This is a genomic window from Streptomyces sporangiiformans, from assembly GCF_005768555.2.
Lineage (GTDB): Bacteria > Actinomycetota > Actinomycetes > Streptomycetales > Streptomycetaceae > Streptomyces > Streptomyces sporangiiformans.
The window spans coordinates 1-24,974 of the sequence record NZ_VCHX02000312.1; the positions used below are offsets into that span (position 1 = coordinate 1).

Annotated in this window: 26 protein-coding genes and 1 pseudogene; 12 read left to right on the top strand and 15 right to left on the bottom strand. The window is 69.4% G+C overall.

From position 1 onward, the window contains the following. Positions 1–33 precede the first annotated feature (33 nt). Positions 34–1,164: a phosphate ABC transporter substrate-binding protein PstS gene (gene pstS, locus FGD71_RS38480; RefSeq protein WP_119105216.1), complete on the bottom strand. Its 1,131-nt coding sequence runs from the start codon at positions 1,162–1,164 to the stop codon at positions 34–36. A 447-nt stretch (positions 1,165–1,611) separates the two neighbouring features. On the opposite strand from pstS, the gene FGD71_RS38485 reads away from it, so the two are divergent. Beyond that, the gene (locus FGD71_RS38485) at positions 1,612–3,165 is read left to right on the top strand and encodes an FAD-binding oxidoreductase (RefSeq protein WP_119105194.1); all 1,554 of its coding nucleotides are present in this window, start codon (positions 1,612–1,614) and stop codon (positions 3,163–3,165) included. Positions 3,166–3,202: 37 nt separating this feature from the next. On the opposite strand, the gene FGD71_RS38490 is transcribed toward FGD71_RS38485, so the two are convergent. The 6 genes from FGD71_RS38490 to FGD71_RS38515 all read right to left on the bottom strand — a co-directional run bounded on the left by FGD71_RS38490 (position 3,203) and on the right by FGD71_RS38515 (position 8,917). Beyond that, entirely contained in the window at positions 3,203–3,916 is a 714-nt protein-coding gene (locus FGD71_RS38490) for a phosphatase PAP2 family protein (RefSeq protein WP_119105195.1), read from the bottom strand. A gap of 214 nt (positions 3,917–4,130) precedes the next feature. Beyond that, a complete protein-coding gene (locus FGD71_RS38495) occupies positions 4,131–5,087 on the bottom strand; it encodes a C40 family peptidase (RefSeq protein ID WP_240436976.1) in 957 nt (318 codons plus the stop codon). Between the two features lie 101 nt (positions 5,088–5,188). Beyond that, entirely contained in the window at positions 5,189–6,883 is a 1,695-nt protein-coding gene (locus tag FGD71_RS38500) for a serine/threonine-protein kinase (protein WP_119105197.1), read from the bottom strand. Positions 6,884–6,905: 22 nt separating this feature from the next. Continuing rightward, positions 6,906–7,664, bottom strand: coding sequence for a trypsin-like serine peptidase (locus FGD71_RS38505; RefSeq protein ID WP_119105217.1), 759 nt, complete (start codon positions 7,662–7,664; stop codon positions 6,906–6,908). Positions 7,665–7,742: 78 nt separating this feature from the next. After that, positions 7,743–8,360: a Uma2 family endonuclease gene (locus tag FGD71_RS38510; protein ID WP_119105198.1), complete on the bottom strand. Its 618-nt coding sequence runs from the start codon at positions 8,358–8,360 to the stop codon at positions 7,743–7,745. Then, positions 8,360–8,917, bottom strand: coding sequence for an ATP-binding protein (locus tag FGD71_RS38515; RefSeq protein ID WP_338120106.1), 558 nt, complete (start codon positions 8,915–8,917; stop codon positions 8,360–8,362). Before FGD71_RS38515 ends, FGD71_RS38510 begins: the two co-directional genes overlap by 1 nt. A gap of 81 nt (positions 8,918–8,998) precedes the next feature. Here FGD71_RS38515 and FGD71_RS38520 point away from each other — a divergent pair, with 81 nt between their 5' ends. Genes FGD71_RS38520 through FGD71_RS38530 form a run of 3 tightly spaced genes read left to right on the top strand, consistent with a single transcriptional unit; the run spans position 8,999 to position 10,315 of the window. Next, a complete protein-coding gene (locus tag FGD71_RS38520; RefSeq protein WP_240436975.1) occupies positions 8,999–9,844 on the top strand; it encodes a helix-turn-helix domain-containing protein in 846 nt (281 codons plus the stop codon). An 11-nt stretch (positions 9,845–9,855) separates the two neighbouring features. Further along, positions 9,856–10,047, top strand: coding sequence for a DUF397 domain-containing protein (locus tag FGD71_RS38525; RefSeq protein WP_119105201.1), 192 nt, complete (start codon positions 9,856–9,858; stop codon positions 10,045–10,047). Continuing rightward, on the top strand, positions 10,040–10,315 hold the full coding sequence (locus tag FGD71_RS38530; protein ID WP_119105202.1) for a DUF397 domain-containing protein: 276 nt from the start codon (positions 10,040–10,042) through the stop codon (positions 10,313–10,315). The genes FGD71_RS38525 and FGD71_RS38530 overlap by 8 nt, the downstream gene beginning before the upstream one ends. On the opposite strand, the gene FGD71_RS38535 is transcribed toward FGD71_RS38530, so the two are convergent. Then, the gene (locus FGD71_RS38535) at positions 10,310–11,404 is read right to left on the bottom strand and encodes a Gfo/Idh/MocA family protein (protein ID WP_119105203.1); all 1,095 of its coding nucleotides are present in this window, start codon (positions 11,402–11,404) and stop codon (positions 10,310–10,312) included. The genes FGD71_RS38530 and FGD71_RS38535 overlap by 6 nt on opposite strands. Beyond that, complete coding sequence (locus tag FGD71_RS38540; protein ID WP_119105204.1) at positions 11,389–12,084, bottom strand: ThuA domain-containing protein; 696 nt, start codon at positions 12,082–12,084, stop codon at positions 11,389–11,391. Before FGD71_RS38540 ends, FGD71_RS38535 begins: the two co-directional genes overlap by 16 nt. Before the next feature lie 304 nt (positions 12,085–12,388). Between FGD71_RS38540 and FGD71_RS38545 the strand changes: the two genes are divergently transcribed. Further along, complete coding sequence (locus tag FGD71_RS38545; protein ID WP_205571189.1) at positions 12,389–13,453, top strand: LacI family DNA-binding transcriptional regulator; 1,065 nt, start codon at positions 12,389–12,391, stop codon at positions 13,451–13,453. Positions 13,454–13,605: 152 nt separating this feature from the next. Here FGD71_RS38545 and FGD71_RS38550 read toward each other — a convergent pair whose 3' ends face one another. From FGD71_RS38550 to FGD71_RS38560, 3 genes are all read right to left on the bottom strand, one after another. After that, positions 13,606–14,469, bottom strand: coding sequence for an aminoglycoside phosphotransferase family protein (locus tag FGD71_RS38550; RefSeq protein ID WP_240436977.1), 864 nt, complete (start codon positions 14,467–14,469; stop codon positions 13,606–13,608). Between the two features lie 175 nt (positions 14,470–14,644). After that, complete coding sequence (locus FGD71_RS38555) at positions 14,645–15,292, bottom strand: SRPBCC family protein (RefSeq protein ID WP_119105207.1); 648 nt, start codon at positions 15,290–15,292, stop codon at positions 14,645–14,647. Continuing rightward, positions 15,289–15,690, bottom strand: a complete 402-nt coding sequence (locus FGD71_RS38560; RefSeq protein WP_119105218.1) for an ArsR/SmtB family transcription factor — start codon at positions 15,688–15,690, stop codon at positions 15,289–15,291. Before FGD71_RS38560 ends, FGD71_RS38555 begins: the two co-directional genes overlap by 4 nt. A 103-nt stretch (positions 15,691–15,793) precedes the next feature. Here FGD71_RS38560 and FGD71_RS38565 point away from each other — a divergent pair, with 103 nt between their 5' ends. Continuing rightward, positions 15,794–16,591, top strand: coding sequence for an SGNH/GDSL hydrolase family protein (locus FGD71_RS38565; protein ID WP_119105208.1), 798 nt, complete (start codon positions 15,794–15,796; stop codon positions 16,589–16,591). A gap of 7 nt (positions 16,592–16,598) precedes the next feature. Here the strand turns inward: FGD71_RS38565 and FGD71_RS38570 are convergent, their stop codons facing one another. The 3 genes from FGD71_RS38570 to FGD71_RS38580 form a co-directional block, all read right to left on the bottom strand. Further along, the gene (locus FGD71_RS38570) at positions 16,599–17,111 is read right to left on the bottom strand and encodes a hypothetical protein (RefSeq protein WP_119105209.1); all 513 of its coding nucleotides are present in this window, start codon (positions 17,109–17,111) and stop codon (positions 16,599–16,601) included. A 95-nt stretch (positions 17,112–17,206) separates the two neighbouring features. Continuing rightward, complete coding sequence (locus tag FGD71_RS38575) at positions 17,207–17,569, bottom strand: ArsR/SmtB family transcription factor (RefSeq protein ID WP_119105210.1); 363 nt, start codon at positions 17,567–17,569, stop codon at positions 17,207–17,209. After that, entirely contained in the window at positions 17,566–18,012 is a 447-nt protein-coding gene (locus FGD71_RS38580) for an SRPBCC domain-containing protein (RefSeq protein WP_119105219.1), read from the bottom strand. The genes FGD71_RS38575 and FGD71_RS38580 overlap by 4 nt, the downstream gene beginning before the upstream one ends. A gap of 611 nt (positions 18,013–18,623) precedes the next feature. Between FGD71_RS38580 and FGD71_RS38585 the strand changes: the two genes are divergently transcribed. The 6 genes and pseudogenes from FGD71_RS38585 to FGD71_RS49390 all read left to right on the top strand — a co-directional run. After that, on the top strand, positions 18,624–18,932 hold the full coding sequence (locus FGD71_RS38585) for a hypothetical protein (protein WP_119105211.1): 309 nt from the start codon (positions 18,624–18,626) through the stop codon (positions 18,930–18,932). A 193-nt stretch (positions 18,933–19,125) separates the two neighbouring features. Continuing rightward, the gene (locus FGD71_RS38590) at positions 19,126–19,965 is read left to right on the top strand and encodes a DUF8175 domain-containg protein (RefSeq protein ID WP_119105212.1); all 840 of its coding nucleotides are present in this window, start codon (positions 19,126–19,128) and stop codon (positions 19,963–19,965) included. Next, positions 19,955–21,295, top strand: coding sequence for a hypothetical protein (locus tag FGD71_RS38595; protein ID WP_119105213.1), 1,341 nt, complete (start codon positions 19,955–19,957; stop codon positions 21,293–21,295). Before FGD71_RS38590 ends, FGD71_RS38595 begins: the two co-directional genes overlap by 11 nt. Further along, complete coding sequence (locus FGD71_RS38600; protein WP_119105214.1) at positions 21,292–22,851, top strand: SCO6880 family protein; 1,560 nt, start codon at positions 21,292–21,294, stop codon at positions 22,849–22,851. The genes FGD71_RS38595 and FGD71_RS38600 overlap by 4 nt, the downstream gene beginning before the upstream one ends. 6 nt (positions 22,852–22,857) lie before the next feature. Then, positions 22,858–24,279 (top strand): ATP-binding protein, encoded by a 1,422-nt coding sequence (locus FGD71_RS38605; RefSeq protein ID WP_119105215.1) that lies wholly within the window; start codon positions 22,858–22,860, stop codon positions 24,277–24,279. Positions 24,280–24,321: 42 nt separating this feature from the next. Then, positions 24,322–24,974: pseudogene (locus tag FGD71_RS49390) on the top strand (type VI secretion protein); the annotation flags it as partial.

Consider the following 24,974-nt stretch of genomic DNA (forward strand, 5'->3'; position numbering starts at 1 on the left):
CGGCCCCCCGGGGGGGGCCGGGCCGCACTCAGGTCAGCTCAGGCCCGAGATGGTGGTACGGACCTTGGCGATGATCTCTGCGGGGATCGGGGCGTAGTCGATGTCGGCCAGAGCCTTCTGGCCGTCCTCGCTCGCGATGTAGGTCAGGAACGCCTTGGTGGCGGGCAGGGTGTCCGCCTTGTTGCCCTTGTCGCAGACGATCTCGTAGGTGACGAGGGTGATCGGGTAGGCGCCCTCGGCCTTGGTCGCGTAGTTCAGCTCGAGCGCCAGGTCCTTGCCCGTGCCGACGACCTTGGCGTCCGCGATGGCCTTGGTGGCGCCGTCGACGGAGGCCTCGACCGGCGCGTCGGCACCCGTGTCGAGCTTGACCTTCTGGATGGGGTCCTTGGCGTACGACAGCTCGAAGTAGCCGATGGCACCCTCGGTCTGCTTCACCTGCTGGGCGACACCGGAGGAGCCGGAAGCGGACTGGCCGCCCTTGGCCTCCCAGGCCTTGCCGCCCTCGTACTTGCCCCAGACGTCGGCAGCCTGGGCCTTCAGGTACTTGGTGAAGTTGTCCGTGGTGCCGGACTCGTCCGAGCGGTGGAACGCCTGGATCTTGGTGGAGGGAAGCTTGGCGTCCGGGTTCAGCTTCTTGATCGCCGGGTCGTTCCACGTCTTGATCTGGCTGTCGAAGATCTTGGCCAGGGTCTCGGCGTCCAGAACCAGGTCGTCGACCCCCGGAACGTTGTAGCCGACGGCGATCGGGCCGCCGACCATCGGGAGGTCGATGCCCTGACCGCCGGAGCAGGTCTTCTTGGAGGCAGCGACCTCTTCGGGCTTCAGCGCGGAGTCGGAGCCGGCGAAAGCGACCTGGCCCTGGGTGAACGCGGTGACACCGGCGCCCGAGCCGCCGCCCTTGTAGTTGATCTGCACGCCCGAGCACTCGGCGGTGAACGCCTTGACCCAGGCGTCGATCGCGTTCTTCTGTGCGGACGAGCCGTCGGCGAGCAGCTGCCCCTTGGCGTCGTCACACTTGATGTTGCCGGCGGGGGCGGCCTGGGTACCGCCGTCGCCGCCACTGCCCGTCTCGTCGGACCCGCACGCCGTCAGCGCCAGGGCGCCGGAGACGGCGACAGCACCGAGGGACAGGGCGCGCAGCCGGTTCTTGCGCTGAAGCTTCACTTTCGGGAGTTCCTTCCAGGAGCCGCCGTCCACGTGCGGCGTGCGAAGTCGTGTCGCAGCCTCTCGTCCGTACGAGACTGCCGTCGTACTGCCGATATGTACCGCGGATACACACCGCTGATATCGAGCGATACGTGAGCGCGCTTCTGAGCACGCAACGCACCGCGTAAGGCCGAAATTAGGCAGATCAGGTGAAGCCGCCGATGGCCGTGAGTGAACGGAGGGTGAACCCCTGCCGTCAGTGCGGTGAGGTCACGGAATGCTTACGGGGAGAACACGTGGGAGTTCCGATACCTCCGCGCTTCCTGGCAACGTCCGTGCAACCCGGTAACGCGGTGCTCCGCGGTGTCCGCTCCTACGCTCCCGCGGTCCTTCCTCTGCCCTTGGAACCCCGGCCGTCCCGGTCCCGTCTCGTCCCACGTGACACAACGAGAGGCGGGGACACACATGCGACGACGTTCGTTCGTGGGAGCGGGCGCCGCGGCCCTCACGGCCGCAGCGACCGCCGCGTGCAGCGGCAACGGTTTGGAGCCACAGTCCGCCAAAGGAGCAGACACGGCCGGCGCGCAGATCACGAAAACGCGTACGCCGGCCGCCGCCGACCTCGCGGCCCTCGCCAAGGACCTGGACGGCGGCCTGGTACGTCCGGGCGACGGCGAGTGGGCGGCCGCCCACCGGCTGTACAACACCCGCTTCGACTCGCTGAAGCCCTCGGCCGTGGCATACGTCGCCCATAGGGCGGACATCCGTACGGCCCTCTCGTACGCCCGCGCCCGCAAGGTCCCCGTCGCCATCCGCAACGGCGGCCACTCCTACGCCGGCTGGTCCTCCGGCGACGGCCGCCTCATCATCGACGTGTCCCGGCTCGCCAAGGTCCGGGCCTCCGGCAACGAGGCCGTGATCGGCGCGGGCGCCAAGCTGATCGACGTGTACCGGTCCCTCGCGGCGAAGGGCGTCACGATCCCCGCCGGCTCCTGCCCCACGGTCGGCGTCTCGGGCCTCACGCTCGGCGGCGGACATGGCGTCGTCTCCCGTGCGTACGGTCTGACCTGCGACAGCCTCACCCAGGCCACGCTGATCACGGCCGACGGCAAAGAGCTCACCGCCGACGCGAGCGAGAACAAGGACCTCTTCTGGGCCCTGCGCGGCGCGGGCAACGGCAACTTCGGCGTGGTCACCGAGCTCCGCTTCCGGACCCACCCGGCTCCCCAGGCCGTAACGGCGAACATGACCTGGCCCTGGGCCAAGGCCGCAGCCGTCCTGGCCGCCTGGCAGGAGTGGGGCCCGGACCAGCCCGACGAGATCTGGTCATCGGTCCACCTCGAGAACGCGGCCGGCGGCACGCCCAGGGTCTCGGTCTCCGCCTTCTCGCTCGGCACGTACGGCGAGCTGCAGAACGCCGTCGACCGCCTGGCCGACCAGATCGGCTCCCGCGCCGCGGGCGTCTCGCTCCAGCGCCGCTCGTACGAGGCGTCGATGGAGATGTACGCGGGCTGCGCCTCCTTCTCCTCCGACGCCAAGTGCCACCTGCCGGGCGAGACCCCCGGCCGCTCGCCCGAGGGAGCGCTGGGCCGCGAGACCTACGCGGCCCGTTCGGACTTCTTCGACCGCTCGATCTCAGCCACGGGCATCCAGACCCTGCTGTCCCGCATATCCGCGGTCCGAGGCGGCGCGGGCAGCATCGCGCTCACGGCGCTGGGCGGCGCCGTCAACCGCGTCGATCCGACCGCCACGGCCTTCGTCCACCGCCGCTCCCGGATGCTGGCGCAGTACATGGCCTCCTGGCGCGCCGGCACCTCCGGCTCCGCAGCCCAGGCCTGGCTGACGTCCGCCCACAGCGCGATGAAAGCCCACGCCTCCGGCGCGGCCTACCAGAACTACACCGACCCCACCCTCAAGAACTGGCGCTCCGCCTACTACGGCCCGGCGGCAACACGCCTCACGGCCCTGAAGAAGCAGTACGACCCGGACCGGTTCTTCACGTATCCACAGGCGCTGTAGCGATGCCCGCCTGCCGGACAAGCGGCGGCGGCAGGCGCTACGCCGCCAGGTCCCGCTCCTCGGCCTCCGGCTCCGTACCCTCCCGAGCCCCGGCGACCGACGTCTTCTCCTCACCCTCGGGAGAAGCGCCCCGCGCCCGAATCAGCCACCCGGCGCTCGGCGACCGCTCCACGGCCCGCGTCACGGGCGTGAGCAGAGCCATGGCGAGCGGCGAGAGCAGCAGGGCGACGGCGGTGCCCAGCGCGAACCCACCGATGACGTCCGTCGGATAGTGCACGCCCATGTAAACCCGGCAGAACCCGCCGAACAGCGCGAGCCCGATCCCCACGAGCCCGAACTTCCGGTTCGCGACGAACAGTCCGACGCCCATCGCCATCATGAGCGTCGCGTGGTCGCTCACGAACGAGTAGTCGGTCTTGCCTTGGATGAGGACGTCGAGTCCCTGGTGGTCGAAGAAGGGCCGGGGCCGTTCGACGAAGCCCCTGATCGGCACGTTCACCAGCACCGCGATGCCTGCCGCGAGCGGCGCCCACACCAGCCCGGCCACGGACGAGGCGGCGTCCTCGCCACCGCGCCGCCGCACGGTCCACCAGCACCACATCACCAGCAGCACCATGGCGAGCAGGAGACCCCACTCACCCACGAACTCCATGACCCGGTCGAACCAGTGCGGCGCATCCTTGGCGAGACCATTGATGTCGTACAGCAGGTCGACGTCGGGGTTCGCCCCGGATTCGGCGAGTCCAGCCATGGTGCTGCGGCCCCTTCGTCGTCATCTTCCCGGCGCACCTTGCCGATGCGCCGCGCCATTCACCCCCGTGGTCGGCTACGCCACAGGAACGCACAGTCCCCTTCTCTACGTTCCACAATCCACCGGATGATCACGCAGACGTTATCGAAGAGAGACTCATACCCGCAGCTCAGGGGGTGACTGTAACAGGCAGTAACGGAAAGATCCGGCCACTTCACACCCGTGTCGGCAGCGCTTTCGCGCCATCTTCGGTGACCCGGGTCGCCCCGAAGTAGTCCGGCGTGTCGATCGGGTCGAACCGGATCACGGCACCCGGCCGTGGCGCGTTGATCATGTATCCGCCGCCCACATAGATCCCCACGTGCCGGATGGCCCGGGAATTGGTGAGGTCGTCCGAGAAGAACACCAGATCGCCCGGCAGCAGTTCGTCCCGCTGCGGGTGCGGCCCGGCGTTGTACTGATCGTTGGCGACCCGCGGCAGCTCGATCCCGACACTTTCGTACGCGGCCTTCGTCAGCCCCGAGCAGTCGAACCGACCGCCCTGGTCGGCCGTGCCGTTGCCGCCCCACAGATAGAGGGTGCCGAGTTTCTTCTGGGCGTAGGAGATGGCGCCGGCGGCCTGCCGCGAGGGATCGACACGGGTCACCGGCTTGGCGAAGCTCTGCTCCAGCGTGCGGATCGTCTTGACGTAGTGCTGCGTCTCGCTGATCGCCGGCACCCCGCCCGACTTGATGACGCGGTACGCGCCCGCGTTGTAGGCCGCGAGCATGTTGTTGGTGGCGTCCCCGGGCACGTCCTTCACGTACTTGGCGAGTGAGCAGTCGTACGACGCGGCCGACGGGATCGCGTCATTGGGGTCCCAGATGTCCCGGTCGCCGTCCCCGTCGCCGTCGACGCCGTGGGTGGCCCAGGTGCCGGGGATGAACTGCGCGATACCGCGCGCGTCAGCGGGGCTGACGACGTCCGGATCCCAACCGCTCTCCTGGTAGAGCTGCGCGGCGAGCAGCGCGGGGTTGATGGCGGGGCACAGGTTGCCCCACTTCTGCACGAGCGGCTGATAGGTGGCGGGCACGGCCCCCTTGGCGAGCCCGACACTCCCCTTGCCCACGCCGTTGGCAAGGTTGCCTGCCGTCATGTACACCCCGACGACGAGCAGCATCACGAAGCTCATCCCGAGCCCGACCGCGATGCCACCGGCCACCCATACTTTCCGCACGGCTCAACCCTCCCCCATGTCGGCGCGTTTCAAGGCTGTTTGCGGCGAGGATGGCGTCATTTCGCCGCTGTGAACCCGGTGCACAGGAAGCTCGCGTAGTCGCCGGGAGTCCGGACGTGGTGGAACTGCACGGTCCAGGCGCCGGGGTCGTTGACGAGGGGGATGGCGGGCCGCGGCTTGCGGCCGCCGACGGGCCAGTTGCGGAAGTCGTCGGGGTATGTGACGAACTTCCACTTATTCGGACCGCCGCCCCCGTAGAGGTCGACCGGCTTGCTGGTGTAGCCCACGTTCACGTTGTCGCTCAGCAGCCCCTCGACGGGCTTTCCGGTGCTCGGGTCGATGTCGTGGGGCGGCTTCACGCTGATGGTGACGTAGTACGGCGCTTTGCCGTCCCCGGCGGACGCCAGCATGTCGGCGAACCCGATCTTCACCTTGTTGGCGAACGTGGTGGTCGACGGGTCCTTGAACCCCGGATCGTCGGGATCCTCGATGGACGTCAGGAACTTCTGACTCGGCCGCTCCTCGTAGGGGAGGTTGCACTTGTTCGTGGCCGAGTCCCAGAGGTTGCGGTCGATCTTGTCCTCCGCGTAGGCGGGCGCGCCGCCCTTCGCGGCGTCCGACGTACTCGAAGACGGGGTCGGCGACTTGCCGCTCCCCGCCGTGGACTCGTCACCGCCCTTGTCCTTCTCCGGGATGAGGACGAAGGCCGCCCCGATCCCCACCACGAGGCCCACCGCCACCGCGACCATCCAGGGCCGGGTACGCCGACGCGTCGGCTGGGAGAGCTGGGTGGGCGTGTACCCATGGACACCTGGCGCCGAGGCCGTCGGCAGTTCGTGCGGCCCCAGGGGCGGGGCGGCCGGAGCGGGCGGAACGCGCTGAGGGGGCGTCTGCGGCACGGCCTCCCCCAGCCCCACGAGCCCTCCGTAGAACGTGTCCTCGACCAGCGCCGCCCGTACCCCGCACCGCGCGATGACTTCGGCGAGGCCGGGTCGCGCTGCCGGGTCCTTGGCGACGCAGGCCTCGACGAGCTGCGCCAACCGCGGTTCCACGCCCGCGAGATCGATCGGCTCGTGAACGGCCCGGTAGCTCACCCCGGCGGGCTCGCCCATGCCGAACGGGGGCCGGCCGGTAGCCGCGTACGCGAGTGTCGCGCCGAGCGCGAACACGTCCGCCGCCGGCCCGACCTCATTGCGCATCAGCACCTCGGGAGCGGTGAAGCCGGGCGTGCCGGGCGCGTACCCCGCCTCGGTGAGCGCCGTCTGCCCGGCGCCCCGCGCGATGCCGAAGTCGATGAGCTGCGGCCCCTGGGCCGCGAGGATGACGTTCTGCGGCTTGAGATCCCGGTGTGTGACGCCGTGCTCGTGCACCGCCGCGAGGCCTTCCGCCAGCGAGGCGAACAGCCCCCGGCAGGTCTCCGGCGGCAGCGGCCCCCGCTCGGCGACGGCCCCGCTGAGCGTCGGCCCCGACACGTACTCGGTGGCGAGCCAGTACGGCGCGACGTCCAGCGACGCGTCGATGAGATTCGCCGTGTACGCACTCCGCACCGCCCGCGCGGTGTCCACCTCGCGGCGGAACCGTGCCAGCGCCTCCGGGTGATCGGTGATCTCGTCCCGGATCACCTTCAGCGCCACGAGCCGCCCACCGGGCGACCGGCCGAGGTACACCTGCCCCATGCCGCCCGCGCCGAGCCGTGCGAGCAGCGTGTACGAGCCGATCTGCGCGGGATCCCGGTCCTTGAGTGCGTCCACCGAACCGACCTTGCCACAAAGGTCACTTCCCCATCGAGGCCGCCTCCCGATACAGCGCGGAGGCTCCGCTTCCGAAGACGACGCTGTACGAGATGTCCGCGGTCGCCCCGCCCTGCTCGTATCCGCCCAGCACTCCCACGACCTCTCCGTCCTTGTTGACCCATGGGCTGCCGCTGGTGCCGCTCGTGAAATCGGGGCATGCGATGCGCTGTTGCGTACGGCTGTGAGCAACGGGCCTGTTCCTGCAGCTGATGGGCGTCTCGCGGGAGCTCGGATACCCGGTGACGGTCACGACGGCGGCCCCGGTCGCCGACCCGGTCGCCAAACGATTCGCCCCGACGACATCCTCGACGCCCTTCCCGTCGCGGTCGGCCACCACGGCGAACGCGACGTCGCTGTCCTCGTCCTGACTCCCCTTCCACCCATCACCGACGTACATCTTCGTCACGGCCCACTCCCCGTACGGCGCCCTGCCGTCCCGATAGCCGGGCACGAACACGATCTCCCCGCCCCCGCCCAGGCAATGAGCGGCCGTGGCGATGAGATCCCTCCCCTCGCTGTGCACGACGGAGGCGGTACAGAAGTGCGCACCGTCGCTGCTGAGCACTCCGATGCGGGCGTCGGCGGCGTTTGCGGCGGCCGGTGTGGTGACTCCGAGGGGTTCGGCGGGTGTACGGGAGGAGTGAGCGGTCGCCGTGGAGACGGAGCCGGTGGCCAGCAGGGCGACGGCGGCGAGGAAGGCGTACCGCCGGATACCGGGGGGACGGGTGGGGCGCTGCATCGGGAAGAGTCTTGCCACACGAGGTGAGAGAAACGCCTGGACCTGCCTGAGAATCCTGCGTGAAGGGTCGCCCAACTCCTACGAGCGTGTACCTCGCCCGGCACGCGGCGAATCGCCGTACAAGGGGAAGCGGTCCGTGGCGACCTCGAAGCCGAGGGGCGGGGGCAGCGGCACGGGTTCCCCGAACTTGCCGGGCAGCACGTCGCGGTAGGCGCCGTTGTCCGGGTGGGTGTGCAGGGCCCAGGTGCCCTTGCGGGGATCGACGACCAGGAGGACGGCCACGCCCGCGACGGCGTACCAGTCGGCCTTGTCCCTGATCTCCCTGGACTTCTCGGACTGGGAGATGACCTCCACCGCGAGCGCGGCGTCTTCAGGAGCGGCCAGCCAGTCGTCGTCATCCTCCCACTCCATGGGCAGGACGATGAGATCCGGCGTGACGTAGTCGTCCGGATCCTCCGGCAGCGCGATCGAGGACACCTCGTACGCTCCCAGCCCTTCGGGCAGATCCGTGCCAATCTGCTGACGCAGTTGCGACACCACCCCCACGTGCTTCCCACAAGGAGTCGGGGACATGACGAGCTTTCCGCCCACGATCTCCACCCGCAGCCCTGTCGCGCCCTCGACCCTCTCGGCGATCTCGCGCAGATTCCCCGGGCTGGGTCGCGGATGCGTACGGGAGCCCCATGGCATGGCCATCACCGTAGGCTGCCCCACTGACAATCCGGCTCGCTCCCGCACTCGGCCCACAGCAGCTTGCCGCCGCGGGCGGCGCTCAGGGTGTATGCGCCCCACGCGTCGGCGCATGCCCGTACGAGGTGCAGACCGCGGCCGTGTTCGGCGTCCGGCTCGGCCGGCGCGGGTACGGCGTCGAAGACCGGCGGGACGGTGGGATCGGAGTCCCACACGCCGATGCGGAGGCGCCCGGAGTCGGCGGCGCACAGACGCAGGGCGTACGGGCCCCTCGTGTGCAGGTGGGCGTTGGTGAGCAACTCGGAGGCCAACAGCTCCGCTGTGGGGCTGAGTTGGGTGAGGTCGTGTGCGGCGAGGACGGTACGGAGGGTTGCGCGGGCGACACCCGGTGCGCGGGGATCGTGCGGGAGTTGAAGGGTGTAGGCCCAGGACGGGGATACGGTTGCCAGCGGAAGTCCCCGATCACGGAGGGGAGTTGGACGGTTGCCCAGTGACCGCGGCCGCTCCGTCGAGCGGGGTGCTTCTGGGCGGGGCGCCTGGCAATAAGATAGCGGCAGCCGTATAACGCATTACACAGTTCCCCTTAAAACCGTGAGATGCCACCCGTGTGGGTGACTGGCCGCAGCAAGGAGGCGGACAAGCCCGTGAGAACCAACCCGACGGGTCGTCAACTCCGCTTGGGCATTGAACTGCGCAAACTAAGAGAGCGCGCAGGCTTGAACGCCACCGAGGCGGGTCAACTGCTCGGTGTGAAGCAGAACCAGATCAGCAACATGGAGGCAGGACGCGCGGGTGTGAGCCCTGAGCGGGTACGCACCATGGCCTGCCACTACGACTGCTCGGACACGGCGCTCGTCGAGGCCATCGCCGGGATGACGGGGGACCGCAAGCGCGGCTGGTGGGAGGAGTACCGCGAGATCCTGCCCAGCGCGCTACTCGACCTCGCCGAAGTCGAACACCACGCCGCGCGTCTCTGCACGGCCATCACGGTGCACATGCCTGGTCTGCTCCAGACCACGGACCACGCCCGGGAGACGTTCCGCCAGGTCGTGCCGGACCTCTCGCCGCCCAACATCGAGCATCGGGTCTCGTTCCGCATCAAGCGCCAGGCCGTTATCTTCCGAGACCCACCAACCCCGTACGTGGCTCTTGTCCACGAGGCCGCTCTGCGCATGCAGTTCGGCGGCTTCGCCGTGGCCAAGGCTCAGTTGCGGCACCTGCTGGACATGAGCGAACGCGAGCACATCATCATCAAGGTGCTCCCGTTCGCGGCCGGAGGCTTCCCGGGATCAGGACAGTCGATCTTCTACTCGAGCGGCCCGGTGCCTCAGCTCGACACCGTCCACCTCGACCAGTCCCACGGCCCGGTGTTCCTGGACGCCGAGGCCCAGCTCAGCAAGTACCGCCTGCTCCTGGAACGTATGGAGGCCAAAGCCCTGGCCCCAAAGGAGTCACGCGAGTTCATCCACAGCATCGCCCAAGACCTGTGAAGGGAACCGATATGCCCATACACACCTGGCAGAAGTCGTCCTACTGCGGCGAGGGCGACTCCTGCGTGAACGTCGCCGCCGCCCCCACCGGCACAATCCATCTCACCGAAAGCAGCGACCCGGCCCGAGCCGTACTCGGGACCACCCCGCACGCCTTCTCCGCTCTCCTCCGCACCCTCAAGGAGGAAACCTCCCGTGGCTGAAGTCCCCCCGAACCTCACCTGGGAACGCGCTGCCCCGCCGGAGGCGACCGGACCCGGTCCCTGGATCGAGATCGCCTTCGGCGAGGGGGACGACGGGGACGCTCCCGTCTACATCCGCGAGACGAGTGCCCCGGACAACGTCGTGACGACCAACCGCCGCAAGTGGGACGCCTTCGTACTCGGCGTTCAGGCAGGCGAGTTCGACCACTTCGTGGAGGGCATCGAGGAAGCGGAGGACGCCGCATCGCCCCCTCTTCATTCCTCATAGCCGGTCGAGCGACTGGAGGCGAACGGGGGCGGGTCTCTCCGCTGTGCTCGTCACGCGCACTCTTCGGTCGTCGGCAGCGGAAGTGAGAACGGATTCCAGGATGTCCAGTACGTGATACCCGAGGGCGCCCCCGGCTCTCGGTTCCTCACCGGGTGGTGTCAACGCAAGGTCCGCGACTCCGTACCCCCTGCCGGCGTCGCGGTACCCCGCGGACACGGGAAGGGTCTCCCATGCGTCGCCGTGGAGGCGGCGCAGCTGCACCTCTCCGGCGAAGTGGTTCGGGTCCGGGACCGCGAGGCTGCCGGTTTCGCCGTGGATCTCGATGTTCGCCGACTTCGTGGCGACGGCGTCGAAGCTCATGACGAGGGTGGACAGCGCCCCGGACGCGTGCGTGAGGACGCCGGTGACGTGGGTGTCGGTGCTGACCGGTATCACTTCCCCGCTGCGCGGGCCGGTCGCGATGACCCTGGTGGGCCGGGTGCGGCTGGCGGTCCCGAGCACCGAGGTGACCGGGCCGAGCAGCGTGACCAGGGCGGACACGTAGTACGGGCCCATGTCCAGCAGGGGGCCTCCCCCGGGCCCGTAGTAGAAGTCCGGGTTCGGGTGCCACCGTTCGTGGCCGGGGACGACCATGGTGGCTGTCGCTGCCACGGGTGCGCCGATCAGCCCTCCGTCGATCGCCGCACGGGCGGTCTGGATGCCGGTCCCCAGGACCGTGTCGGGAGCGCAGCCGACGACGACGCCCGCCTTCGCCGCCGCTTCGAGAACGGCTCGCGCCTGGGCGGCGGTTGCGGCGAGCGGCTTCTCCCCGTAGACGCTCTTCCCGGCCGTGATCGCCTGAAGGGCTATCTCCGCGTGTGCGTCGGGGACGGTCAGATTGACCACGAGTTCCACGTCGGCGGCGGACAGCAGCTCTGTGACCGTGGACGCTCTCACCCCGGCACGGCCCTCTGAGGCTGCCGCGGCGCGATCGGGGGCGAGGTCGGCGACAGCGACCAGGTCGACCGTCACCAGCCTGTCGAAACTCGCGAGGTACTGGCCGCTGATGACGCCACAGCCGATGATTCCGATGTTCAGCGGCTTGCCCACAGCAGTCCTCTCTCGATGATGGTCCTCACATTGCGGTCCTCCAGAACCGGCATGTGGTGACCAGGAGTGGCGACGAAGACCCGGCCCTGTCCCCACTGCCTGGTCCAGATCGCCGGGGACACGACGGGCCTCTTCCACGGGTCCCAGTCCCGTACCTTCTGCGTGGTCGTGGCCAGCACATCGATGTAGTCGTCGCAGAGCACCCAGTACTGCTCGGTGACGAGTTCGAAATCGTCGATGCCGCGGGTGATGGGGTGGTCGGCGGCCGCGGGCAGCATGTTGACCGTGTAAGGGACGTAGTTGTCGGACTGCTCGCCCGTGCGTTCCGCGGGATGCACCCCGGGGTGGCAGGCGAACTGTCCGCCGATCAGGTGCAGGTAGTCGGAGCTGTTGCGGTAGGAGTCGGCTATGCCGCCGTGCCATCCGGCAAGGCCGGTGCCCGCCTCGACCGCGGCGCGCAGGCCCCGCACCTCCCCTTCCTCGATGGTCGACATGGTCACGCACTGCACGACCAGGTCGACGTCGGCCATGAAGGAGGCGTCCGCGTAGACCTGAGGGGACTCCTCGACGCGTACCTCGTACCCGTGGTTCTTCAGATGGGGAAGGAACAACTCGGTCGCCTGGACCGGTTGATGGCCCTCCCAGCCGCCACGCACGACGAGGGCTTGTCTGCGGCGCATGGTCAGACGCTCTCCTTCGCCTACCGGGATTCGAAATAATTTCGGATGAACTCGAAATCCGGGGTGACCCTAAGGAGCAGGTCAGGCAGCGTCAAGGACGCCGGATCTCAGCACTCGCCCCAATACGTCGCGAGATCTGAGGCGTTATCCGATGACCGAGTCATTCTTTTCGCAGATCAGGGACGCTGCTTGACTCGGCACCCGAGGGCCGCCACGCTGAGCCGGTCCGAAATTATTTCGTTCCGTGGGGCGGCGATCCATGCGTGATGCGGTGCGGAAGGCACCCAAGCCGACCCTCGCGGCCGTGGCCGGTCGAGCAGGCGTGTCGGCGCCGACGGTGTCGAAGGTGCTCAACGGCCGGACCGACGTCTCCGCGGAGACCAGAGCCCGGGTGGTCAGGGCGCTCGAGGAAGCGGGATACGAGTCTCCCCGGCAACGACGCGCCGCGAGAACCGTCGCCGTCGGCCCCCCGGTCGTCGAGATTCTGATCGGCTCGCTCGGCTCCGGCTACATGACCGAGATCCTTGACGGGCTGCTCGACTACGCCGTCGAGCTCGGCATCGAAACGGTCGTGAGCAAGACGGTCGCGAGCGGGACGAGTGGGCCGTCCGCCCAGCGTCCGACACCGGAAACCCGGGCTCGGCGCATGGTCGAGGAGGGACGCCGGGGGCTCCTGGTGGTCACCCCCGCCGTAAGGGACTCACAGCTCAACGCCTTCCTCCGCCGGAAGATCCCCGTGGTGGTCATCGACCCGCACAACACACCGTCGGACGTCGTGAGCGTAGGGGCCACCGACTGGTCCGGCGGCAAGTCGGCGACCGAGCACCTCATCGAACTCGGCCACCGCCGCATCGCGTTCGTCGGCGGTGCCGTGACCGTCGACTGCAACCTCGCCCGCCTGCACGGTTACCTGGCCGCTCTCATGGCCGCGGGCATCCCCGTCGACGAGCAGTACATCGTCAACGGCCAGTTCCACGCCGAACACGGAGTCCGCGGCCTCACCGCACTGCTCTCCCTCGGCACTCCCCCCACAGCGATCTTCGCTGCCAACGACCTCATCGCCTCCGGCATTCTCGCCGGGGCACGCCGCAGCGGCATCGCCATCCCCCGGGACCTCAGTGTGGTCGGGTTCGACGGGTCCTACCTGGCCGAGGAGTCCGTCCCCCGGCTGACGACCGTGAACCAGCCGCTGAACGCGATAGCCCGAGCCGCGCTGGACTCCCTGCTCCGGCAGATCAAGGGCGAACCCTTCGCCGCCAAGCGCACCGAGCTCGCCACGAAGCTCGTCGTCAGAGATTCGACCGCACCGCCCGCGACCACAACCACGTGCCGCGCCACCGGCAACGGGCGCCACGGTCACGACCACTGACGCCACCGCGCCCCTCACCTCGGCGGGCCTGCCGTACACCGAGGCACACCCGCGCCACCGTGCCGCTGCAGGTCACGTTCGCGCATGAAGGTCAGTGCTCAACGTGCCGCCGATACGGCCCAGTTCGACTGTCCGTTCCGGGAATCGGTTACTCAGCCGATCAGCGCCTCGGTGATCTGGCGGGTGGTCTGCGCGGCGACCCGGGGGTTGACGGCGGCGTAGGAGGTGTAGGCGTTCAGGCCAGTGGCCAACGCCCAGCCGCGGCCCCGGGTCCAGGTGGCGTCGTCCACGCCGAGCGCGGCCCGGAAGGCGGCCCGGCTCCCGGCCGACATCAGCGTGAAGGCGATGGTCAGGTCGCAGGCCGGGTCGCCGATGCCGAGCCCACCGAAGTCGATGACCGCGCTGAGGCGGCCGTCGACGGTCAGCAGATTGCCGGTGTGGAAGTCGCCGTGGAACCAGACCGGAGGGCGATCCCATCCCGGGGCGCTCAACGCCGCGTCCCACAGCTCGGTCATGGCCGCGGTGTCGAACGCGCCGTCGACCTCCGCGATGGCGGCTCGCGTCGCGCGGTCCCGGTCGGCCAGCGGCCGGACGGCGAGGTCCCCGCACGCGTCCTCGGCCTGGATGTCCTCGGGCACGAACTGCTGAAGGGCGGTCAGGAACTCCGCCAGTTCCACGGCAGCCGCGGATGAGCCGGCCAATGCCTCAACGGTCGCCACCTCACCCTCCAGCCAGCGGGACACCGCCCAGGGCCACGGGTAATCGAAGTCGGGCTCACCCACCCCCACCGGTACCGGGACGGCCAGTGGCAGGTGCGGGGCGAGCCGGGGAAGCCACTCGGACTCCTTCCTGGCCTGGCCGATGGCCCCGGCGTGGCGGGGCAGCCGGACGGACAGCTCCTCGCCCAGCCGGTAGATCACATGGTCCGAGCCTGCCGGGTCGAGCAGCTTGAGAGGCAGGTCGGCCCACTGCGGGAACTGCGTATCGACCAGGCGCCTGGCCAGTACGGCATCGATCGCGGGGCGAGTGTCCGCGGTTCTCCGGTTGCCAAGAGCAGCTCCTGCGGGTTGCGTGGCCGGCGGACGAGGCGTCCCCCAGCCGAGCCTGTCGAAAGCCGTGAACACTTTGCGCCGAAGTGTCATCCTCTCGCGAGACAGCCTCCCGCCGACACCGGCCCGAGTTCGCCGCTGGTCAGGACTCCGGCGAAGCGCCGGTGTAGGCGGCGGTCGTGGCGTCGGCCGCCGTCCGCGCGACCGTCACGTCCTCGCCGGCGGCGACGTTCGCATCACACCAGCCCTGGCTGCTGAGCGTCATGAACCGCTTGCCCTCCTCGGACCCGAGCCACGCCCCCACCTCCTGGGGATCATTGACACGTCGTCCGGAGGACAGATGCATGGCCAGGCCCATGACCGCCAGATCCCACCCCACACCGACGGCTCCGGGGCCGAACTCCGCCCACTTCGGGTCGTCGTCGACGTGGGCGAGATGCGCGAGTTCGAACCGCGTGCCGCCCTCGGCATCCGGCGTGAGCCGGAGCTCGATCCAGCTCACGTGCCCGTCGTACTCCCATGTGGCGGCGAAGCCCTTGGGGGGATCGCACCGCTCGATCGTCCCGCTCGCGTTGCCCTCCAGCTGGTAGCGGCCGCCCGGAGTCAGGTCGCCCGAGACGGGCAGGAACCAGCGCGGGATGCGCTCGGCGTTGGTACAGGCGTCCCAGACGTCCTCGACGTCCGAGTCGTACGTCTGACTCACCGTGACGACGCGTGCCTCGCCGGCCTTGAACATGCGCTTGCCGACCTGGCGCCGTACGGCATTGATCTGATGGGTGACGTCGATCATGGCTTGCTCCTCGGGGGACGTGCTTGGTTCTCCGCTCGGTCTCCTGCGGTCTTGTCCCGGCCGGCTTCTCGGCGGCGGCGCTCGCGCTTTCCCCGTGCCAGCTCTGTGGCCAGGGCGTCCAGGTGCGGCGTCCAGAACCGCCGGAACTGGCCCAGCCAAGCGTCGATGTCCCGCAACGGCTCCGAGTTCACCGCGTACAACCGCCGGGTCCCCTCCGGCCGTACCGTGGCGAACCCGTTCTCCCGCAGGACCTTGAGGTGCTGCGAGACGCCGGGCTGCGATATCCCGAACTCATCTCCGATGACCTCGCTCACCGCCCCCGAGCTCATCTCCCCGTCGGCGAGAAGCTCGAGAATCCTGCGGCGCACGGGGTCTCCGAGAACATCGAACGCGTGCATGGCCAATGTATAGCTTCTTGCTTATATAAGCGTCAAGTGATGGATGGGCCCGGCAGGGACATCGGCATTGACCGCACCTGAGGACCAGCACGAAGCTCGGCGCATGACCACGCACCCGTACACGCGGTACGTCGCCATCGGCGACAGTCAGACGGAAGGCATCGGCGACGGGGACGAGGTGCACGGCCACCGGGGCTGGGCGGACCGGCTCGCCGAGATCCTGGCGGAGGGGCACCCGGAGTTCACGTACGCCAATCTCGCCGTACGCGGGAAGGTGACGGCGCAGATCAGGGCGGAGCAGCTCGAACCGGCCCTCGCGCTGAAGCCGGACCTGGTGACCGTCGTGGCGGGCATGAACGACCTGGTGCGCCCCGGCTTCGACGCCGAGCGGATCGTGGGAGACATCGAGGAGATGCTCGCGCGGCTCGCCGAGTCGGGTGCACGGGTGGCCACAGTGACGTACCCCGACCTGGGGAAGGTCTCACCGTTCGCCCGCCGCGCGCTGCCGCGCGTCCTCGACCTCAACGCCCGCCTGCGCGCCGCCGCGGAACGCCACGGCGTCGCCGTCCTGGACGTCTTCCCGCATCCGGTCACGTCCGACCCGCGACTGTGGAGCCCGGACCGGATCCACGCGGGGCCGCTGGGCCACGCCCGGCTCGCCTCGGGCATGGCACACACCCTCGGCCTGCCGGGTCACGCCGACTGGTCCGACCCGCTGCCTCCCCTGCCGCCGCCCACCCCGGTCTCCGCCCTGCGCACCACGAGCGCCGATGTGCGCTGGGCCGTGGGATTCCTGGGCCCCTGGGCCTGGCGACGGCTGCGGGGCCGCTCCTCGGGCGACGGGCGCACCGCCAAGCGGCCCGAACTGACGCCATGGGTGACGGACAAGAAGCTGACCTGAGCCGGGATCACATCGCGGGTTCGGCCCCGCCGCCTCCCGGCAGCAGGGCCAGAAGCTGTTTCGTGTGGCCGGGCAGCTCCACTTGTGCGAGGCCCGTGATGAGGTCTCTCAGCGGCACAGGCTGATCGACCAGGACTGTGCCGTGGGACAGGAGCAGGGTGGGCACCGGTGTGTCGAGTTCGGCCTCGCTCAGCATCGGTCCGCCGAGTCCGCAGAGGGCGTCTCCTTGGAGGCGAACGCGGTCCCGAAGCCCGGCCTTGCCGCCGGCGCGCGCGATGACGCGGCCGATGGTCCAGGTGTCGAGCGCCATGCGGTTGTCGTACGTCGTGTTCGCCCCCGAAGAGACAGAGGAGACGGCGGCGATCGTGGCGGCACTGACGATGGCTACGTGCGCCAGGATCTGGTCGGCGTTCCACTCGCCGGCCGGCGGGGCGGGGATCGCGTCGCCCGAGTCGGCCACTGTGGCAGCGGCGTCCAGCAGCGCGCGGTAGGCGTCCCGAAGCGGGACGGTGTCCACCATGGTCTTCCTCCTTCTGCAGTCGTGCGGGAAGTGACTTCGGGAAGCGCCGTGGCGACTTGAGGGTTCGCCGCCACGGCCGGCCGAACATGCCCTGGCTAGCGGGAATCCCGCTCCGCCGCCTCAGCCGCCTCCGCGATGCGCTTGATGTTCGCCAACCGCCGGTCCCAGTCGGCCGCCAGCGAGGCCATCCACCGCGCCGTCGCGTTCAGCGCGGCCGGCCGCACCGCGTACCGCACCTCGCGCCCGACCTTGCTGCGGGACACCAGCCCCGCGGCGTCCAGGGCGGCGAGGTGCTTGACCACCGCCTGCCGCGAGACAGGGAGGTGTTCGGCCAGCGTCGTCGCGGTGACCTCGCCCCGCGCGGCCAGCAGATCGAGCAGCTGACGTCGCGTCGGGTCGGCCAGCGCGACGAGGACACTGTCGACGGCCTCGGCGGCGCCGGGACCTTCTTCCGTCATGCGGAGGGCTGTTCGGCGCGCTCCTTGAGCGCTCCGAGCTCCAGGGGCCAGCCCTGGGTGTGGTCCTTCAGGTTCTGGCTGCGCAGTTCCTCGGAACCGGCCAGCGCCGCGAACCCGCTCTCGACGACGCGCAGCCGCGTCTGGTCGCCTTCCTGGGTCAGCGTGAACTCCACGAGGGTGCTGTTGTCCTCGCGCAGTTCCTCTCCGGGGAACGCGCTGGTCCAGCGATACGCCAAGTACGTGGGCGACTCGACCTTCTCCACACGCACCGGGAAATCGCCGTGCTCCGGGTGCTTCGCCACCATCGACTCACCTTCCCTGGCCACGGTGCCGGGCAGGCTCGCCTTGTCGGCGACCCAGAACCCGGGCTGGGCCACCAGCGACCAGACCCGCTCCAGGGGTGCCGCGATCAGCGTCTCGCGTTCGATGCGGTCCTCACTCATGAGGGACTCCTTCATGCCGCACTGCACCATCAGATGCAACTCCAGAGTTGCACATCGGCCCACCACGCGCAACCCAAGGGTTGCACTTCAGATCCATCCGCCACCGGATCACACGTCCGGCACAAAGTCCCGCACGAGCCCAGCACAGGCCCTGACACCCCGACAGCTCCCCGCACCCCGCCCCGAGATAGCCTTCGCGAAGGCGGAACGGGCAGAACGGGCGGGCGTCTACTCACCAGGAGACGGGCGACCCGGACACCATCGGCACGACGGACCGGCGCACACGGGACGCGGGCGGGCTCGATGGGCGGGGCGGAGTGGGCGGCCGCCACGCAGAAGGGGTTTAACGACGGAACCACACCACAGGTTCCGGTTCGACTTCATTGCCCGGCGTGACCTGCCGTGATACACAGAGTGACCATGCACCTTCCTGCCCACCGGCCCACACCCCGCAAGGGCCACGTCCGGGCTGGTGGCAAAGGACACGTACGAAACCCGCCAACCAATGACGCCAAGTCGACATGCGACAGCGACATTGTCAGCGACAATGATGCCTGACCTCTGCGCAGTGGCAGGGGGTGCGGAACTACCCACCAGGGGCGGTGACTTACATGTTTGTAGCAGCCGAAAAGGGCGATATCACCACGATCATCGGCGGGATCGCCCCGGACTGGGGCCCCTTCGGCAACCTGGGCAACGAGGCGCGGGTCATGATCGAAGTCGTGATGGCGGTAGCCATCCTGCTCTGCCTCGGCATCGCGATCTGGGGCGCGGCGAAGCAGCGTATCGGCGCCACCGCCCTGCGCGACACCTTCAGTGCCGAACAAGGCAAGGGCCTCATCATCGCGGGCCTCACCGGGGTCTTCATCATCGGCTCACTGGGCACACTCTTCACCATCGTGTACGGCATGGCCGTGTAGACGGTCGTCGGCCCGGCGCCCCCTCAGATCCGGCCGGGCGCGCCCGTTTTCCCTCCAACACACCCGTCCGACGTGCCCACCGGCTGAGGTTGCGTTTCCCTGATGTCGAGTCACACACCGCGCCCGCGCGAGTATCCGCGCGGCTACCGTCGTACCACGCGGTCCAGCACGAGATTGAGGGGGCGTACGCGACATGAGTCTCGGTGACGAGCACGGTTCGCGCGGCGACGAGGGCGGGTACGGCGGCACCGGCCAGACCCGTACGCGGCTCCCCGACGGTTCCGGCGACGTCTACGGCGGCGCGCGCCGCACCGGCCGTTCGTCGTCTCGCAGCCTCATCACGGTGGTGGGTGTGGTGGTGCTCCTGATCGCCGCCATCGCCTTCGCGAACCGTGGGGGCGGTGATTCCGGCTCGGGAGACGACAGCGGCGAGAGAACGGACACGTCCCCGACGGCCGCCTCCGGCCAGCGTCCGGTCGAGGCGAAGACCGGAGGAATCCCCTCCGGCTTCGCCCATGACCGCCAGGGGGCGGAGTCGGCTGCGGCGAACTATGCGGTGGCGCTGGGGTCCGATGGCATGTTCAACACTTCCAAGCGGCACGAGATCGTGAAGACCGTCGCCGATCCCAGCGCCCTGGACCGGCTCCAGTCCGGGTTCGACGCCGACTATTCGGCGGCCCTCCTCAAGAGGATCGGTCTCAACGAGGACGGCAGTGCACCCACCGGGACCACATTCGTGAACCGCACGCTGCCCGCGGGCACCAAGGTCACGTCCTCGAGCTCCGACGCGGCCACCGTCCAGGTCTGGTGCAACGGCCTGTTCGGACTCACCGGGGAGAGTTCCAACAATCCCGTGTCCAGCAGCTGGTTCACCGTGACTGTGAAGCTGAACTGGAGCGGGGACGACTGGAAGGTCCTGGAAACCAGTCAGAAGACCGGCCCTACCCCCGTCAACGGCGACAACCCCGTCTCCGGGACCGATGAGATCGGCAAGGCAGTCGAGGAGTTCGGAGGGTTCACGTATGCCCGGTAGCCCACACCGCGCACTCAAGCTCACCGGAGTCGTAGCTGCCGTACAGACCGCAGGCATGCTGCTGGCTTCACACGCCCACGCGGCGCCGACCCCGAAGCCCTCTGACGATCCCTGCTCACTGATCGCCGGCCCCGCCCAGGAGTACTGCGAAGAAGACGGCGGCTCCGGAGGCGGAGGCGGTGGCACCCTCAAAGACCCCACCTCCACGCTCGACCCCCTCTCCTCCCTGGCAAAGGGCTGCGCCAACGCCGCCTCCTGGACCATCGACAAGCTCAGCGAGGCCGTGAAGGAGACGGCGAACGTCGACTTCACGAACCCGAAGTTCCTGCAGCAGTACGCCGTCGTGTTCGCGGCGTCGACGATCCTCACCCTCCTGCTGTGGCTGCTGGCGGTGGCCAAGCGGGCCGTACGAGGCGTACCCCTCACCACGGCCATCTCGGAGGCGATCGGGTTCCTCTGGCTGACGGTCCTCGCGTCCGCGTTCACGCCGCTGATCCTCTATACCGTCGTCTCGGCGACCGACGGCGTCGCGGAGGTCCTGGCCAAGACGACCGGCAACCAGACGGATCAGTTCTTCGGCAACTTCTCCGGCGCCCTGGACAAGGGCGAGGACATCGGCGGCGGGCCCATCATGCTCATCGTCGTGTCCCTGGTCTCCATCCTCGCGGCCGGAGTCCTCTGGCTCGAGCTCGTCATCCGCGCCGCCCTCCTCTACGTCGGCGCGCTGCTCGGCACCGTCGTGTACGCGGGTCTCGTCGACAAGAACCTGTGGGGCCACGTACGCCGCTGGGCCGGCATCATGATCGCGGTGATTCTGGTGAAGCCGGTCATCGTGATCGTGCTGGGCCTGGCCGGCGCGCTGGCCGGCGAGGACGGACCGGACGCCTTCTCGGCCGTCGTCTCCGGGCTCGCCATCATCCTGCTGGCCATCTTCGCGAGCGCGATGATCTACCGCTTCGTACCCGGCTTCGGCGACGAGATCGCGCACTCCCGGCACAACCGCATCATGCAGGGCGCCGAGGGCAAGGCCGCGGCCGTCATCAGCTCCCCCGCGACCCTCGTCGCCCAGGGCATCAAGACGCACAGCACCCGGGCCGACAACAACAGCGGCGGCGGCGACCAGGGCGGAGGCGGCCCCCGCCCCACCAACCCCGCCTCCGGCGGCGTGGCCGCCCACAGCACCCGCCCGTCCTCCAACGGCGGCGGCGGAGGATCCGCCCCCGCCCCCGCCGCCACCGCGCCCCCGCAGCGCAGCAGCCCGGCGAACACCCCCCACGCCAGCAACACCCGCAACAGCAGTGCCAACCGCTCGGGAGGTGAAGGGCGTTGACGACCGAGTCCCATGTGTCCCATCCGGTCACGCCCCGCCGTACATATCTGATCGGCCGCGCCCGGCCGAACGCGATCGTCGGCAAGAACCGCGAATCCGGCGAGATCGCGCTGATCATCGTGGGCGCGTTCCTCGGCATGATGTGCGGCCTGCTCGTCCCCGTGCTCTCCCTGCGCATCGTCCTGCTGGTGGGCTTCCCGATGCTGGCGCTCGCGGCGGTGTACGTGCCGTACAAGCGCCGCACCTTCTACAGGTGGTTCGAGATCAACCGCAGCTTCAAGAGAACACTCCGCCAGGGCACGACGTACCGGAGCAACGTCATGGAGGCCGGCACCCGCACCGACGGCCGTGAGGTCGAGGTCGGCCCGCCGCCGGGCATCGGACGCATCACCTGGCTGGCGGCGCCCTTCGGACCGGACGAGATCGCGGTCCTCCTACACGCCGACCGGCGCACCGTCACGGCCGCGATCGAGATCGAGGGGCCGGGCGTCGGCCTGCGCGACTCCGAGGACCAGGAGGCCCTCGTCGACCGGTTCGGGACGCTGCTCAAGCACGTCGCGAACGGCGACGGCTTCGTCACCCGCCTCCAGATGCTGGCCCGCACCCTCCCCGCCGACCCGGACGCCCACGCCAAGGACGTCGCCGTCCGAGGAGACGAGCGCTCCCCCGGCTGGCTGCGGCAGTCGTACGACCAGCTCCAGTCCATGGTGTCCACCAGCAGCGAGCAGCACCGCGCGTACCTGGTCGCCTGCATGCACTACTCGCGCGAACTCGCCGCCGAGGGCCAGGCGATGGCACGGGCCGCGCGCCCCCAGGGCGGCAAGAAGCTGGACAAGGACGCGGGCCTCGCCGTCGTCATGGCGCGTGAACTGACCGACATCTGCTCGCGGTTGCAGGAAGCCGACATCCGCGTGCGCCAGCCGCTGGGCCAGGGGCGCCTCGCGTCCCTCGTCCATTCCATGTACGACCCGGACCACCCGATCGACCACATCCAGGCGATGACGAAACGCAACGCCTGGCCGGCCGAGCTGGACGCCATGGAGCCGACGTACCTCCAGGCCAAGACCCGCGAGTCCTCCACCCGCGCGCCCTGGTGCCACGCCACGGCGTGGGTGAAGGAGTGGCCGATGACACCGGTCGGCGTCAACTTCCTCGCGCCCCTGCTGGTCCACACGCCGGACGTCATCCGCACCGTCGCCGTCACCATGGACCTCGAACCCACCGAGGTCGCCATCGAGCGGATGCTGACCGAGAAGACGAACGACGAGGCGGAGGCCAGCCGCCAGGCCAAGATGAACCGCACCGTCGACCCGCGCGACATCGCCTCGCACAACCGTCTGGACCAGCGGGGCGAGGACCTCGCGAGCGGCGCGGCCGGCGTCAATCTCGTCGGCTACATCACCGTCTCGTCCCGCAACCCCGAGGCACTCGCCCGCGACAAGCGGACGATCCGCGCCTCGGCCGGCAAGTCGTATCTGAAACTCGAGTGGTGCGATCGCGAGCACCACCGAGCCTTCGTCAACACACTCCCGTTCGCGACCGGCATCCGGAGGTAGGACTTCATGCGGGATCCGCTGACCGTCCTCACGGAAGCCTTCACGTCGTTCCTCTTCGGCAAGGTGGAGACGACCCGGCTGCCGGTGCGTACGTCCACCGGACAGGCCCAGGCCGTCTACCTGCCGACGGCCGCGCCCGGCCTCGGCGACTCCGGCGTCATCATCGGCCGCGAGGTGTACTCCGGCAAGGGCTACATCTACGACCCCTTCCAGCTGTACGGGCAGCAGCTCCCGGCACCGCACTGGCTGGTGCTCGGCGAGTCCGGCAACGGCAAGTCGGCCCTGGAAAAGACGTACGTCCTCCGGCAGTTGAGGTTCCGCGACCGGCAGGTCGTCGTACTCGACGCACAGGGTGAGGACGGCGTCGGCGAGTGGAACCTCATCGCCGAGGAGCTGGGGATCACTCCCATCCGGCTCGACCCGACGGCGGCCCTCGACATGGGGATCCGGCTCAATCCGCTCGACCCGGCGATCACCACGACCGGGCAGCTCGCGCTGCTCCGGACGATCATCGAGGTCGCGATGGGGCACGGGCTCGACGAGCGCTCGGGCTTCGCGCTGAAGGTCGCGCACGCGTACGTCAACGAGACGATCGTGGACCGTCAGCCCGTCCTGATGGACATCGTGGAGCAACTGCGCCATCCCGAGCCGGAGTCGGCGGAAGCGATGAACGTCGCCATAGACGACGTACGGGCCTGGGGCCTGGACGTGGCCCTGGTGCTCGACCGTCTGGTGGACGGTGACCTGCGGGGCATGTTCGACGGCCCCACGACGGTCGGCATCGACCTGGACGCGCCGCTGATCGTGTTCGACCTGTCCCACATCGACCGCAACTCGATCGCCATGCCGATCCTGATGGCGATCGTCGGAGTGTGGCTGGAGCACACGTGGATCCGCCCCGACCGGAAGAAGCGCATCTTCCTGGTCGAGGAGGCGTGGCACATCATCAACAGCCCGTTCGTCGCCCAGCTCTTCCAGCGCCTGCTGAAGTTCGGCCGTCGGCTGGGTCTGTCGTTCGTGGCGGTCGTCCACCACTTGTCGGACGTGGTCGACGGGGCCGCGGCGAAGGAGGCCGCGGCGATCCTGAAGATGGCCTCGACCCGGACGATCTATGCCCAGAAGGCGGACGAGGCGAGGGCGACGGGCCGGGTACTGGGCCTGCCCAGATGGGCGGTGGAGATCATCCCGTCGTTGACCCCCGGTATCGCCGTGTGGGACGTCAACGGCAACGTCCAGGTGGTCAAACACCTGATCACCGAGACGGAACGCCCTCTCGTCTTCACCGACCGCGCCATGACCGAGTCGTCCGCCGACATGTCGGACGACGCGCTGCGAGCCGCCGAGTTGGAGGCGGAGGAGCGCGCGGCGGCGTTCGTGGAGCAGCACCTGAGCGACCTCGACGACTCCTCCGAGTCCACGGTGGCTTGAGAACGCGGCATGAGAACGGCGGCATGAGAACGGCGGCATGAGATGAGACCGGACGAGCGGCGCCGCGAGGGCGAACGGGATGAAGGGGGCATTCCCGACGGGCTGTTGGTCGGAGTGCTCGCGTTTCTGCTGGGCATGACCCTGCTGGTGTGGTCGGCAACAGGCCTCGCGGGCCTCTTCGACCACGGCTCCTGGCCCTCGAAGGTCACCTTCGCCCGTACGCCGCTCGCGATGCGCCACCTCATCCAGCAGCCGCACGACGTCCCCGGCGCATGGCCGGACACTCCGGAGGGCCAGCTCTCGGGGTACGGGCTCTTCTGGGGCCTGTTCATCGGCCAGTTGATGGTGCTGCTGGTCCTCACCGTGTTCGTGATGGGCACGGTGGCCAGGTGGCGAGCGGGGAGGGCCGGAAGGGCGGCCCGACGAAAGGCGGCGGCGTTCGGCCCGGAGGGGCGGCTCGGGGGCGCGGTGGACACGTCCGGTTCGGGCGCGTCCGGTTCGGGCGCGGTGCCGCGGGACGCTGCCGGCTCAGGACTTCCGCCTGGGGCGAGCGCGGGCTCAGCCGTTCCCCCCGCGGGCGCGGCCGACTCGGGGCTTCCCCCGGCGGCCCACACCGACCCGGCCGCATCGTCGGCGGCCGTCGCCTCGTCGGTGGCCCCCCACCCGGGAACGCCCGGCCCCACCACCCCCCTCAC